This is a genomic window from Halioxenophilus sp. WMMB6 (genome assembly GCF_033283405.1).
Taxonomy (GTDB): Bacteria; Pseudomonadota; Gammaproteobacteria; order Pseudomonadales; family Cellvibrionaceae; genus Halioxenophilus.
Genome location: NZ_JAWMQR010000003.1, coordinates 1 through 14225, shown reverse-complemented (window position 1 = coordinate 14225; position 14225 = coordinate 1). Strand labels below are relative to the sequence as shown.

The window sequence follows — 14225 nt, the reverse complement described above, 5'->3', positions numbered from 1 at the left end:
AGTGCCTGCGAGCTGAGTGAAACCAAGAGATTCCACGTAATATCGTCGTGTTTTGCTCAGCGACAACATAAAAAATCAGGAAGATTTTTTATGTTGATAGGTAAACAGCTTACCACTGCTGCTTACCTTCCAGTTTATCCACCAACAATTCGTTTAATCGCGGCTCGTCGTTGGGCATTAACGCCGATAAAATCAGCTCGGCCGGGGCGTGGAATTCGGTGAGGTAGTAGTTGGCTTTTTCGGAAATCTGCTGCTCTAACAGATCATCAAAACTGAGCCCTTGCTCGGCCAGATGTTGGCTTAAGCTTTCTGGAGTGGTTGCCATATAGCTGGCCAACTCCTCCAGCGTACAGCTGGCAAAGCTCAAGCGCTGATTAATGATCAGCTTGGCGCGGGCCAGCAGATCATTGCCGGTCATCACCTCCTGTTGCAGGGCCTCGATATGCATCTCTACGCCGCGCAACAGGTAGGCGTCGGCGCTGGTGATGTTGAACTCCAAATAGCCCTCAGGGAAGTGAATGGCATCCACAGCCTGGTTAAAGGCCAGGTCGCACTGGAAGAAGTCGTGAAAGGTGTAGGTAAAGCGGGCACCTGGGTCGGGGAAGCTGAAACTCACCCGGCTGGGCCGCCAGAGATTACCCGACAGCTGGCAAATGAGCTGGTACATCTGGGCCGTGCCAAACAGGTTGCGCTGGCGAAAATGTTGGCTGCCGAAGGGATTGGCCGGCTTAAACAGGGTAACCAGGCCATCACTAACTTGGTGCTGCCAGGGGCCAGTGTCGCGGTAGAAGGCACCATATTGGGCTGCCTTATCCAATGCCTCTTTGAAATTGCGGCTCAACGACATCACCCTGGCCGGTAAACCCAGCTGCGGTGCCTGCAACAGATTGGCCGCGTGCAGGGCTAGATCGTGGCAGTGGTAATCCTGGGCCAGGTACTCAAACAGGCTGTTAAACAGCAGGCTGGGCACAAACTGATCCGGCGTTTTTAGCAGGTCCGGTGGCAGGCCCATTTTGATAACAGCATCTTCTAATTCAATGCCGAGATTTTTAGTGGCCAGACGCAGGCTGTTGAGCACATCTGCGTCTTGGGAAACGATTGGCTTCATATATTGCGACTACCTCATCCTTGACCAGCCATCTTTGCAATTTGTGTACCGATGGTCATTTCAATACCAGCAGTGACTTGTGTGCCGGTGCCATCGGTACTGAAACCGTCAAATTATCGGGCTTTTGCCAATTTGTCCGCTTCAGCTCACCAATAACCGCTAAAGGGTGGCAATGGGCCGAGTACTGGTTCCTTGTTGGGGATGGGCGTCGATGGGCTACCGCCAGCGAACCTGCCTGCGGCTGAAGAGCTGCCGGGTGAATAACAACACTGAGTAGTGGGGAGGATTAACGGCCAAACCATTTAAGGAGGGTGGGCTGGGCTTTTGGTTGGGGTTTTGGTCTGCGCCTGCTTAATTAATAATCAGCTGGAGTCTTTTTAGTTTGCCCTTAAGTGATACCAGCGTCCAGCCGATGAGGACCAGGTAGAGTGCGATAATTGCGAGTGAAATAAGGCTTACCCTGGTTAACGCCTGAAGATAGGGGGTGTTATCCAGGCTTAGTGACAGACTGCCCAGTACCGCTTGCGGATCACCCATAACAATGGGAGCCTCTGCCGAGTTTGCCTCAAGCAGCGCGGCCAGCCAGTGGTCAGCCTCTGGCCGGCTGAAGGTGATGGTCTCTCCGTTCATGGGTTGTAAGGTGAGTGCCTGGTATTGGCCCCGGTTAAATTCCGCCTTCACCAAGGGCGTCAGTGAATCGTTTGGCTGTGTGAGTGGTTGTGTCCAGCGGTTGGCCAGGGCCACCGCCAATTGCTGGGCGTCGCTTTGCAATTGCTGGCTGGTGACCGCTGCCGTCTGCTGCACGAGCAGCCACAGGCCACCCGTTAGCACCACCAGGCCAATCAGCAGCATGCCCACATGACTATTAAACAGTTGGCCAATTTTATGGACGATGCTGTTGCGGTAGTCGAGGCTGGCCTCAATAAAGGTGATCTCCTCCGCGGACCAAGGCTGGGCATCGGCATATTGTAAGGCTTCGGCCCGGCTTAGGTTGGCGCCGCGCAGCAGATGTTGAGGCTCATTACTGCGTTGCCAGCGGCTCATGGTTAAGTGCACCTCCTCACGCCATAAACGCAACTGGCGTTGTTCATCGGCCAGAGATTTTAAACGCGGCCAATACAGCAGTAGGGAGTCGTGCACCAGCTCAATCGTGCGTTCACCGCCGCTCTCCTCCTGCATGGTGAGTAGCCGCGCTTCCAAAAAGCGCTCTAACACCAACTCCTCAGCAAATCGGTGGCTGAAATGCGCATAGGGTTGCGACACGCGGTTGTAGCGCTGCTGCTCATCGCAGAGAATCAACTGGCTGAAAATCACGGTAAAACGGGCTTTCTGTTCGTCGGTTAACTGGTCGTAAACCGCTTCGGCCTCATCGGCAATAATCGCCTGCAGGCCACCGACTTTGGCAAAGTGCTTAAAGGTGATGGCTCTGCTCTCTTCGGCCTCTTCCACCAAGCGGCTCATTAACAGGCTAAGGTGGGCAAGCGAGGTGCGTGGGTTTTGCAACCCCACCAGAATATTGGCCACCACATCCGTATCGATATCAAAGCCCGATTTTTGAATCGGTTTTTGCACAATATCCAATAATTGGCTTGCTGTGGGCTCGAAGAGAAAAAAGGTCTCCTCCTGCAAGCGGAGTTTAATCTCCAGGCTGAGCTGGCTCTGCAATTGAAGGTAGAAGTCCGAGCGGCAAATTAAAACCACCGCCACCCGGTTGCAGGCCAGCAAGCCGTTAATCGCTGCCAGCGCCTTTTGCCGCAGCGGTTGTTCCACCGCTAACAGCTCTTCGGCCTGGTCGATCACATACAAAAGCTGGCCGCCGCTTTCGTCGCTACCCAAAACCTCATTGATAGTATCGGCCACCGAGGCGTCGCTGCACTGCTCGCCAAACTCCGCCAAAAAATCGTTGTGGTTGGGCCGGGTAAAATAGGCCTGCCAGGCTGGTTGACCGCCTGGGTTGGGCGCTGCCAAATAGGGTGCCACCCCGGCGCGCATCAACGACGATTTACCCACGCCACTGTCGCCCACCAAGGCCAACAGTTGGCAACCGTTGATGAATTTTTGGCAGAGGCTCTCTATCTCTGCTTCTCGGCCATAAAAGATATCGGCTTGTGATTGGTTGTATTCGAGCAGACCACAGTAGGGATTTTGTTGCCAGGTGGCCTGGGCTAACTCCTTGGTTTTTTCATAGTCGGCCAGGCGCACCAGGGTAACCAGATCTTTGGCAATGGCCGCGTGAAACTGCTCTATACCGTGGTATTTGTGGTAGTAACCGCGCAGCGAGGCATCGCCGTTATCAAAGCGTTTAAAAAAGAGGTTCACCTGCTGTTGCTGCTTTAACGCTTCGTCGAGGTTGGCGTCTTCCGCGGTTAGCAGAATCGGGTCGGTACGGCGGTAGACCAAAATACGTGGCTGCTTGGGTGAGTGCAGGGCGTTTTCAAACTCCCACTCGGTGCAAGAGAGGTAGGCCTCGCCGTTGTCTTTTACCAAATCGGGTGAGGGCAGGGGCTCGCCAATCTGCCCCCAGAAAATTACCACCACCAAATCGCAATCCGCCGGTTCCACCACCTGCCGGTGCAGGCGCACCTGTGGCCCCTGGTTGGCCACCGCCAGAGTAAGCCGCTCCGCCTCCTGCCAACTGACCAGTTCAATATCGGCAAACTCCGTGTTTGCCACCGCCAACTGCTCTATCGCCTCCAACACCAGCTGACGTTCAGCAGCAACATCCGCGGGGGCGGCGATAAATATTTTTAAGTTAGCAGCAACCATGCAAAACCTCGTAACGGGTCTGTGGGCGAGCGGGGTCGTGGTAGAGAGAAGAGCGCAGCTGGTGATACTGGCATAGTGAGGCGGGAATTTGAATGGTTGAGTGCAGTTTTGTGGAGTGATTTAGCAGTTTATTGCAAGGGGGAGAGGAGGTGCCGACGGGTAATTCCGCTGATGGGAACTTATAAAGCAATAACAGCGGATGCTGTTAATAGTGACAGGTTATTAGTGAGAGGGGCGCGGATTGGAAATTAAGAGGCAGTTCTTAACATAAATTGATCCTTTTATTTGGGGTGGAAAAGGAAATTAGGTATTGGATTGGAGCTAGCAGTTTAAGTGAGATTATCTATATAAAGCGAAATTGACTCTTACTGAGAGACAAGCTCGGTGTTGTTGAAAAACTATATAAAGGTACATGCCATTAATGATAAATGAGGGTGCTTCAGTTGAGATTGGCAATTTGAGTTCGGTGTAAATCAGAGGTGCGAAATCTTTTTGGTCAACTATTAATTCTGTCGCAGTGCTTTATTTGAAGTGTGATGATTAATTAGCTGGTCATGGGTAAGAGATCAGAAGATAAACCAGTCACCGAATTAGAAAGAGTAGTCCACAGAGTAGAGTCTGTATCACATGGGTGCGGAGCTCTACGTTTTATTATAGGTTTTTCTCAAAAAATAATAGATTGGCATATTGCATGGGGTTCTGTGTGTGGCCATTGGCATGCTTTGCCAATTTTCAAAATTATCGTGTCAGGAGCGGGCTGGTTGTTTAGCACTATTTTTCTGAGTGAGGAGTTGTAATTTAGTATGGAAATTGCGCTCGACGATAATGATTAATGAAAATACCAGATTTATTTTTTGCAATAGCTGTAACTGATTGTTAAGAGATGTTGCCACCTTCTGGTGGCGCAGGGTATTCCACTGATGATGCGCATGATATCCGTTCGCTAATAATGGTTGCATAGATATATATATTGATTCTTCTTGAGTGGGTTGGTGTGGCATTGGTGGTATAGGTGTTGAATATTGTTGGGTGGTATTGGTCGTTTTAGTTGTTGAACAATTTATTTTGGTGTGATTTGTGCGGGCGCTGTTTTTATGATGCCAATTGGGTAAGGAAAGTTTTTTGTTGGGGGGTATTTTGGGAGAGCTAATTTTGGCCCGGGGTTCGATTATTTTATGAAATTTTGGTGTAAAAAATTACAGTTATGCGTGGTGGATATAAAACAATTGATTATTAAAAATAGCTGACGCCCAGTTTTTTTTAATTAGGGGTTAGGAAATCGGTTTAATTGATTAATAAAGTGGGAGATTTATTGTGCGAATGTATTAAGTTGTTGAGTTTTCTGAGTTAATCGGTTGTCTGGCCTATTGGTGGTAGCTTGTTTGACAAAAAAAATATGTGATCGTTAGAATTTGAAAAATAAAGATAAAAATATTTTTGAGTGGTGGCTCTGAGCCTGGGTTGTAGGTCTCATCCTGTTTGGGTTCTCGATGTAATGCTCCCTTAAGTAATGTGAACTGTCTGCTTGAGGTTTCAATCAAGGGGTTGGAGTTCCTGCTGTCTGCTTAAAATAAAAAGTAATTTATTAATGAGGTAGCCGGAAAATTTATTGATTGCTAAAAGGGAAAATTCTAGTGACGCCAGTAAAACTATTTAAATTTTGTTCGTTTTTACTCTGTTTGTCCTTGCCGTTGCTGGGAAGGGCGGCTGCATCCGACACATTGCCCTACTACGCTATGAACACTATGAAGGTCTCCGAAAGTATTACTCCGGAGACCACAGAGTTACTGGGTGAACGATTGGATTTGGCAACGGGCTCACTAACCTTTGGTCATACCGACGTTTCTCTAGGTGGCACCAATGGGATGGATATTAGTATTTCTCGAGCGTGGCGTAGTAGAAGCCGGAACGAGCGCGACTACGATATGGCGGACTGGGAATTTGAGATTCCGCATATAAGGGCAAATGTTCTACAGGACAGTAGTGGTATTGTTGGGTCGCCATGGGGGGAGGGACATCAATGCAGTGGGCCGCAAGAGCCGGGTGATGTTGAGGCCGGGTCGTACACCGATATAGTGCGTGCACTAGAGTATTACGATGGTATTAATTTAGTGGTTCCCGGGGTTGTCAATGATAAGGTGTCAGAGTTTGAAAGTGCGCCTTGGATTCATAAGACTAAATCAAACTGGCGATTAAAATGTATTACGCGTGCAGACGGTGAAGAAGGGTATCTTGCCCAATCTCCAGATGGCTTGACATACAAGTTTGACATTCCGGTGATTAAAAAGGCGAATACGATAGTAAAAAATCACAAAGCTGTATATATCTACTACTACTATTTGTATGTCTCAAAAATTAAAGATCGTTTTGGTAACGAGATAAGTTTTAATTACCAGGACGGGAAATTAACAAGAGTCAGTTCGACGGACGGTCGGGTAGTTACCATTGCTTACAATGCCAACAATTATGTGGAGTCTGTTACCACTCCCAAAGGTGTTTGGGGTTACGAGTATACCCAATTTGGAAATAGTTGGTTGCTTTCTAACGTCAACTTGCCTGATGGAAGCGCCTGGAGCTTTGATTTTCATGAGCTGATAACTCTCAATAATAAGCTCGAATTAATGCCTGATGAGGGGCCGTATTTTTCCTGTTATGCCAAGGATAGTGAATATGTCGCAGAGATTACCCACCCTTATGGTACTAAAGGAATTTTTACTGTTCGTCCTACCACTCAATGGAGAACTGGCGTTCCGTTAGTGGATGGTGCTATTCCCTCGACCCGGGATTGTTTTGTTGCGGCCAGTGTTGCCAGTAAAACACTGGAAATTCCCGGCAAGAGCCCCATTGGTTGGAGATATCAGTACTCACAAAACGCAGGTGCTTATACCAATGCGCCTGAAGAGGCGGTGGGTATCTCTCATCCGGTTCCTACTTGGGTCGATTCTACAGAAGTGAAATCGACCTCGGTGTTCGCTCCGGATGGATCTAAAACGGTATATATATTCTCCAGAAATTTTGACGAAACAGAGGGCTTTAATTACCGTACAGCGCACTACGATACCGACGGCACTACTCTATTGCGCTACGTGGATCATCAGGGCGAAATGGGTACTTGCAGTACCAGCATTATATTCTTAACCGGTAACCCATGGCCGCAACAGTGCGGTATGAGAACTACTAAAGATGTGACTACTGAGTTTTCCCAATCCACTCAAACTACTTTCTCAACAGAGTACAGTGATTTCAATGACTACGATAAACCAACCGTCGTCAAGGAGTACAACAGTATAAGCTCAGCGTGGAATCGAACTTCCGCCTCAATCTTTGAACAGTACGACAGTGACAACGCAGCCTATCAACTGCTCAATGTTGTCGCAGAGACCAAGCTGTCCACAAATGGAGGTGGCCCCACTACTGTAGCGGAGACGGACTATTATTTGCCGGCTGATGCAGAGAAATATCTCCCTAAAGAGAAGCGAATGTATGGGGTGTGGGTAAATCGCTATTACTATCATTCGAACGGTGAGTTGAAAAAAATTGAATACAATAGGCCAACAGATCAAAATGTTAGTCAATGGATAAAGTACAGCAACTATAAGCAGGGTATCGCACAAAGTATTTCTTTACCGAGCCCGACTGGAGCCGGTGTACTTTCGGCTTCAATGGTTGTCGGTAATGATGGCCGCATAAACTCGGTAACCAATTTAGATCAGGTTACGACCAACTACGATTACGACTCGCTTGGGCGCTTAGAATTAATCGACTACAGCGGACCTTTTGCATCAGTTAATCTCAACTTTCAACAAGCGTCATCTACCGAGCTTGCTTCGTTAGGTCTTCCCGCCGGTTTGTACAAGCGTACCCGCACCTTAGATGCTCTGACTGAAACTAACTATTTTGATGGTCTGTTGCGGCCAATACTAACGGTAAGGGCCGATACCAATTCAGGGATAAAGTATTATAAGAAACAAGAGTTTGATCATTATGGCGGGGTAATTTTTGAATCCTATTGGTCAGACAGCGCCGCAATTACTGACGGTATACTTTATAGATATGATGGTTTAGGGCGGCAAAAAGAGGTAACGCAGACTGTAGACCAAACCAGTGTTACTACCGACTACCTGTCGAACAACAGGGTTCGCAAAACTGACCCCAGGGGCAACTCTACCACGACCTCCTATTTGGCGTACGGCAGCCCGACTAATGAGAATGCAACGAGCATTAGTGCCCCAGAAGGTGTTCTTACTACGCTAAATTACAACCTGTTTGATAATGTTACAGCCATCACCCAAGGGGGGGTTACCGAGAGCCGCTACTACGATAGCTATCAGCGCCTGTGCCGGGTTGCTCGCCCAGAGACCGGCAGCACTGTTTACAGTTATTTATCGGGTGGGCAGCTCGCTTGGCAAGCCAAGGGTCTGTCTTTAACCGGGTCTGGCTGCCAAACTGCCGCTGCAACCGAAGCAGATAAAATATCCTTTGAGTACGATAATCATGGTAACAGCGTTGCAACACTCTACCCGGATGCAACGCCCGATATTATTTCCGTATACGACAACCTGGGGCAACTAACCTCAGTCTCAAGTTCCGATGGCAGTAGTTGGACCTACGATTACAATGAATTGGGGTTGTTGGAACATGAACTATTAACCGTTGGCAGTTACTCCTTCCATATTCAACACGATTTCAATGTGCGTGGCGATGAGAGCAGCTTAACCTATCCCTCTAATGTAACGGTAGACTATGCGCCAGATGCCTTCGGTCGGCCGACAAAAGTTGGTTCTTATGCAAGTAACGTAACCTATCATCCCAACGGCTCGGTACATTCGTTTGTTTATGGTAATGGAATTGTACACACCACTAACTTGAATTCTCGTCAGTTGCCGGAAGTCTTATCCGAAAAGCAAGGCTCCACAATCCTTGCGGGAAAAGGCCTAATCTATGACGATGCTGGTAATATTTCTGATATTACCGACTTGCACGACAACTACTATAACTTGAGTTTGGGTTACGATGGTCTTAATCGCTTAACAGAAGCCAACGGCCCGTGGGGATTGGGTTCTATTGAGTATGACCTGCTGGGTAATATCAAATATAAAACCTTGGGTGATCAGCAGTTAAGTTATCAATACAATGCCACAACCAATCGTCTTGCCACCGTTACCGGCGCCACTAACAAAAGTTTTAGCTACGACAACCAGGGTAATGTAACCGGTAATGGTGAACGTACGTTCGAATTTAATAAAGCGAACCAATTGGAAGCCAGTGGTGACCTAGCCTTTACCTACGATGGTCATAATCGCCGAATCACTAGCACAGGGGGTGGTGAGGATACTTTTTCGGTTTATAGTCTGCGTGGCCAGCTGTTGCATAAACTGGCCAGCACAGGCACCAGCTATGACTATCTCTACTTGGGCAGCCGTATGGTGGCTAGGGACGATCACGGTGCGCAACAGCTACCACCTTCGGCGGCTCCCACACTGACTATCGATACTACTGTAGGTGCCATAGGGGATGTTGCTCTCACGTGGAGTGGGGTGAGCGGGGCTGCTTTTTATCTGTTGCAGCAGCAGGACAACGGCCATTGGTTATCACGATCCAACTCATACGAAACCACGGCATCGGTAACCTTTACGGCAAGTGGTGATTATCCGTTTCGGGTGGCGGCCTGTAATACAGCCGGCTGTGGGCCTTTCTCGCCCGTACAGAATGCCTCTATTTTATTTGCGCCTGTCGCACCAGGCAGTATCACTGTGCCCAGTGGTACCCAAACCAGTGGCAGCTACACGGTAAGCTGGAGCAGCGTTGGCTATACCAATAGCTACAGCTTACAGAGGCGGAAAGATGCTGGCAGCTGGGCAAATGTTTATACCGGTTCAGCCACCAATAAGAGTATTAGTGGCCAAACGAACGGTAGTTATCGCTATCGAGTAAAAGCTTGTAACAGTGTGGGTTGTTCGTCGTACAAAACATCGGCGAGCTTCACGGTGTTGTTGCCTCCAGCTGTGCCTGCATCCCTAGCGGTGCCTACAAGTGTCGATGGTGACGGGGCCTTTACCGTTAGCTGGTCAGCTTCGGCCACGGCGACAAGCTACCAGTTACAGCGGCAATTTAACGGCGGTTCTTGGGTGGCTATTGCTAATCAGGCTGGTACCAGTGTCAACCGTAGTGGCTTGGCGGATGGTAATTATCTCTATCGCGTAAAAGCCTGTAACGTAACTTGCTCCGGTTGGAAAACCTCAACAACGGTTACCGTTCTGCACCCCCCTACAGTGCCGGGAAGTATAACTGTGCCGTCATCGACCAATACTTCTGGCAGCTACACTATCAGTTGGGCTGCGGTGTCTGGCGCTACCAGCTATCAGTTGCGCGAGCAAAAGGATGGCGGTAGTTGGGTATTGGTTCATAATGGTAGTGCCGCCAGCAAAAGTTTATCGGGCAAAACCAGCGGTAGCTACAAATATAACGTGCGAGCTTGCAATGCTGGAGGTTGCTCTGCTGATAGAACATCAGGCAGTTTTACGGTGTTGTTACCGCCGGCAGCTCCTTCCTCAATTACTGTGCCTACCAGCACCGACGCAGATGGAACCTTCACCGTTAGCTGGTCCTCCGCCGCCACTGCCACCAGTTATCAACTTCAGCAGCGGTTAAACGGCGGTAGTTGGGCCACCATAGCCAATCAGGCTGGCACGAGTGTCGCCCGCAGCAATCTTGCTAATGGCAGTTACGTTTATCGAGTGAAAGCCTGTAATTTAACTTGCTCGGGTTGGAAGACGTCCACATCGGTTACCGTGTTGCACCCTCCCGCTGCACCGTCATTAACGCTGCCGACCTTGGTGGGGGATGGTAACTTTACAGTGAGTTGGAGTAGTGTTAATACCGCCACCAGCTATGTGTTGCAGCGTAAAATTGGCAGCGGCAGCTATAGCAATGTCTATTCCGGTAACGCTACCAGCCAGAGTTACAGCAATCAGACTGAAAACAGCTACTCCTTCCGAGTGCATGCCTGTAACGCCAGTGGTTGCAGTGGATGGGCGACTAAAACCGTGGTGGTGGACTACCCCATTATTAACTCCCTTACGTTAAATCCAACGGTGTTAAGCACACCTGGTAGCTTCACCATTTTCTGGTCCTCTAGCAATACCATCAAGTGCAAACTGACCTTCGATGGTGGGGTCCTCTACAAGGATAATTTGGCGGCATCAAGCTCAACTTCGGCTTTTGCTTCGACAGATACTAACGTCACGGTTACCTGCTCCTACGGTAGCCGTTCCGCCAGCAAGTCCGCCAAAATTACTGTTAAATACGACACTCCAGGACTCTAAGCAATGACTTGTAAAGCAACGCTTACTCTACTAATCAGCCTGTTATTTATCGTTGTTGGCCGGGCCGAAGCAAAAGTTACCTATTACCATACTGACCAACTGGGTTCGCCCATTATGGTAACCGATGCCCAGGGTGGGGTGGTGAGCCGCAGTCACTATCAGCCCTTTGGGGCGGCGTTGGATGGACTGCAACAGGATGTTGGCTATACCGGGCATCAACAGGACTTTGATCTGAATTTGGTGTATGCTCAGGCGCGGTATTACAATCCGGAGATTGGACGGTTTTATTCGGATGATCCGGTTGGGTTTAGGGATATTCACTCATTTAATCGTTATGCTTATGCCAACAGTAATCCGTATAGGTTTGTGGATCCCACTGGGCAGGAGTCTAGTTCGTTGCAGGATTTATATCGACGGTCGGTGAGTGAGCATAGAGAGGGTCTTTCTGAAGGGGCTGGGGATCAGAATGATGATGCACAAGAGATGCAAAGCGAAAATGGTCCAAGTCTTTGGGAACGCATAAATCCTTTCTCTGAGCAAAATTTGAAGTTGAAACATGCTGAGCTTCAAAAATATTGTGAGCCTAATTGTACAAACAGTATTTCTCCAGAAATGGCGGAAACGTTTAGTGAGCTAACTGGGGGAACTTTAGGTGCCGCTGGGCTAGGCCGTTTACCAAGCGCTGCTGGGCGTTTAACGGTTACAAAGCCTAATGTGAATGTTGATGGAAAATTTCTCTGTTTGGCAGGTTCGCTATGTGCTATGACAACAACGAATTCTGGAAATGTTGTCTTAGATGGTACGGTTGATGATGTTGTTCGAGTTCTTAGGCAGACTGAGAATATACGAAGGCGAACAGAGGTAGATAGCGCAATACGCACTGTTATTGAGAGTCAGTAATACAATTTATGTATAGAAATATTGAGAAGGATGATTTTGATGGCCGTTGGATTGATGCTGTTGATTTATATCGAAAGGGTGATAAAACGGGTGCATTGTTTCGATTCAAAAAATTGGCTCAAGAAGGTTGTGCTGCGGCTTTGGTTGAAATCGGTAATATTTATGAGCGAGGCGGTGGTGGTGTAAGTAGTGATGTTTTTGAGGCGGAAGTTTGGTATTTGCGTTCAGTAGAAGTTTTAGATGATCCTAAAGCTCACTTGGCATTAGGGCGTATTTATCTTGATTTTTCTGGTTTCTCTCAACGCTTTGATAAAGCCCATTATCATCTTTCTTTATTGGAAGATTCTAGTGAAATGGGCGCATTTTATGGCCTTGGTTTGATTTATGAGAAGGGGTTAGGTGTCCGAGAGGATGTAGAAAAAGCTTTGGCGTTTTACCAGAAGGCAATGACGCTTGGTCATATAGGAGCCTTGCGAAATGCTGCAAGGCTTTTGTTTAAAATACAGCCTGGTACAGCGCTTAAACTTTGGTTGCGTTATACGCGCTTGTCTTTAAGTCTGGGAAAGAGACTCAAAATTGACCGAAGAATGTTAGTGGCCTAATTGTTTAAAATTTGTAAGCTAAACTTAGAAGGGCTTTTATTATTCTTCCTAAGAAGATACCAATAAAGCTAGATGCCACCCCTGCTAAAAACATTAGTGATAATGCGACTAACGGGTATTCTATGAAGATAAAAGATTCTTGAGGTTTTTGAGGGTTATAAAAAATATTTATTTTCCCTTGTTCTAATGAATCTACTTTGTCTCTAGATATGAAAATGAAATCTAGAGGCATTAGCCTGTTGTTTGTATATTGTTTGCCTAATACTAGATAGTTGTATTTTAGTATTGCGACGTCTTTCCCCCATGCTCCACGTGCAGGACTTGACCGATTTTGAATATAAGCGAATTCCAAGTTTGCAGGTGTGTGCTTCCATGATGTTTTAAGCTCTTGTACGTTGAAGTGTATGTATGTCGACAAAGTAATGAGTAGTAACCCAATACCGATTAGAAAAACCTGAAAAGCTTTTAGAGTTGATATTGTTTGCATTCTTTATTTTGGTAATTCTAGGGACAGTTTACTTAATTATTTTCTTTTAGCTGCGAAGCCCTGGTCAGAGATGGCCGGGGCTTTTTGTTAGGCCGATTGCTGCTGTTTAATCAGGGCATCGAGCATCTCGGTGATAAACTTCTGTTTACTCTTAGGCATGGAATGTATCTGTTCCATTTGCATCTGTAACGTGGAGGCAGGTCCCCGCTTGGGGGGAAGGGCTGCTATCCCGATAAGCTGTTCCAGCGGTACAGCAAAGAGCTTGGCCAGTGTTGGCAGCATAGAGGCTGGAATCTTGCGGGAGCCAGCCTCGTAAGCCGCTATCAACTGCTGTGAAATTCCCAAATGTTCTGCTAGCTGGGCTTGTGTCCAACCCAGCTCCTTCCGTAACTCCGATACACACTTACCGAGCGTTTTAAAAAATACCTTATCGTCTTGGGTCATTTGCTCATCCAGAAAGCCATAGGAAATTGTCGGCATAGCATAACACCGTTTTTAGCCTGTTCCAGTTTTGTGGTTGACGGTACTACAAAGTGTGGTAATCTGCAAAGCAGTGCCAGATTCAATTGGGTTATGGCGAAGCCTCTGCGAATTGAGTTTGCTGGCGCGTTGTACCATGTGACGGCTAGAGGTAATGCCCGTCAAGATATTTTCCTCGACGATGAAGATCGTCAATATTTCCTGGAGTTATTACACCGAGCTTGTGAGCGCAACTTTTGGTTGTGCCACGCTTATTGCTTGATGTCTAACCACTACCATCTGTTGATTGAAACCGAGGCGCCGACCTTATCCAAAGGGATGAAACATATCAACGGTGGCTATACCCAGGCGTTCAACCGTCGTTATGGCCGTGTTGGCCATGTTTTTCAAGGTCGATTTAAAGCGATATTGGTTGAGCGAGCAAGCGCTGGGGTCAGGCCTTACATTTGACATTCCGCAAAATTACTCTAGCATAGGCCAGAAATCTCTCTAAGAATCCGGAGTGGGTTATGGCGAGGCCTCTACGAATTGAGTTTGCTGGCGCGTTGTACCATGTG

At 47.8% G+C, this 14225-nt stretch carries 8 protein-coding genes; 4 read left to right on the top strand and 4 right to left on the bottom strand.

What is annotated here, in order from left to right:
- Positions 1-109: 109 nt before the first annotated feature.
- Both SBL51_RS09030 and SBL51_RS09025 read right to left on the bottom strand, forming a co-directional pair.
- Complete coding sequence (locus SBL51_RS09030; protein WP_317930589.1) at positions 110-1108, bottom strand: AraC family transcriptional regulator ligand-binding domain-containing protein; 999 nt, start codon at positions 1106-1108, stop codon at positions 110-112.
- Positions 1109-1459: 351 nt separating this feature from the next.
- On the bottom strand, positions 1460-3874 hold the full coding sequence (locus SBL51_RS09025) for a LapD/MoxY N-terminal periplasmic domain-containing protein (RefSeq protein WP_317930588.1): 2415 nt from the start codon (positions 3872-3874) through the stop codon (positions 1460-1462).
- A 1634-nt stretch (positions 3875-5508) separates the two neighbouring features.
- Here SBL51_RS09025 and SBL51_RS09020 point away from each other — a divergent pair.
- From SBL51_RS09020 to SBL51_RS09010, 3 genes are read left to right on the top strand one after another with little or no spacing between them, the layout of a single operon-like run.
- Positions 5509-11199, top strand: a complete 5691-nt coding sequence (locus SBL51_RS09020; RefSeq protein WP_317930587.1) for a hypothetical protein — start codon at positions 5509-5511, stop codon at positions 11197-11199.
- A gap of 3 nt (positions 11200-11202) precedes the next feature.
- Positions 11203-12099, top strand: a complete 897-nt coding sequence (locus SBL51_RS09015; protein ID WP_317930586.1) for an RHS repeat-associated core domain-containing protein — start codon at positions 11203-11205, stop codon at positions 12097-12099.
- A gap of 8 nt (positions 12100-12107) precedes the next feature.
- A complete protein-coding gene (locus SBL51_RS09010; protein WP_317930585.1) occupies positions 12108-12701 on the top strand; it encodes a tetratricopeptide repeat protein in 594 nt (197 codons plus the stop codon).
- A 4-nt stretch (positions 12702-12705) separates the two neighbouring features.
- Here the strand turns inward: SBL51_RS09010 and SBL51_RS09005 are convergent, their stop codons facing one another.
- Both SBL51_RS09005 and SBL51_RS09000 read right to left on the bottom strand, forming a co-directional pair.
- Positions 12706-13188, bottom strand: a complete 483-nt coding sequence (locus tag SBL51_RS09005) for a DUF3592 domain-containing protein (protein ID WP_317930584.1) — start codon at positions 13186-13188, stop codon at positions 12706-12708.
- Positions 13189-13275: 87 nt separating this feature from the next.
- A complete protein-coding gene (locus SBL51_RS09000) occupies positions 13276-13668 on the bottom strand; it encodes a helix-turn-helix transcriptional regulator (protein WP_317930583.1) in 393 nt (130 codons plus the stop codon).
- Positions 13669-13761: 93 nt separating this feature from the next.
- Here SBL51_RS09000 and SBL51_RS08995 point away from each other — a divergent pair, with 93 nt between their 5' ends.
- On the top strand, positions 13762-14118 hold the full coding sequence (locus tag SBL51_RS08995; protein ID WP_317930582.1) for a transposase: 357 nt from the start codon (positions 13762-13764) through the stop codon (positions 14116-14118).
- Positions 14119-14225: the final 107 nt, after the last annotated feature.

Coding starts and splice junctions, on each gene's coding strand:
- SBL51_RS09005 (WP_317930584.1), bottom strand. CDS start 13,188: ATGCAAACAATATCAACTCTAAAAGCTTTTCAGGTTTTTCTAATCGGT.
- SBL51_RS09010 (WP_317930585.1), top strand. CDS start 12,108: ATGTATAGAAATATTGAGAAGGATGATTTTGATGGCCGTTGGATTGAT.
- SBL51_RS08995 (WP_317930582.1), top strand. CDS start 13,762: ATGGCGAAGCCTCTGCGAATTGAGTTTGCTGGCGCGTTGTACCATGTG.
- SBL51_RS09030 (WP_317930589.1), bottom strand. CDS start 1,108: ATGAAGCCAATCGTTTCCCAAGACGCAGATGTGCTCAACAGCCTGCGT.
- SBL51_RS09025 (WP_317930588.1), bottom strand. CDS start 3,874: ATGGTTGCTGCTAACTTAAAAATATTTATCGCCGCCCCCGCGGATGTT.
- SBL51_RS09000 (WP_317930583.1), bottom strand. CDS start 13,668: ATGCCGACAATTTCCTATGGCTTTCTGGATGAGCAAATGACCCAAGAC.
- SBL51_RS09015 (WP_317930586.1), top strand. CDS start 11,203: ATGACTTGTAAAGCAACGCTTACTCTACTAATCAGCCTGTTATTTATC.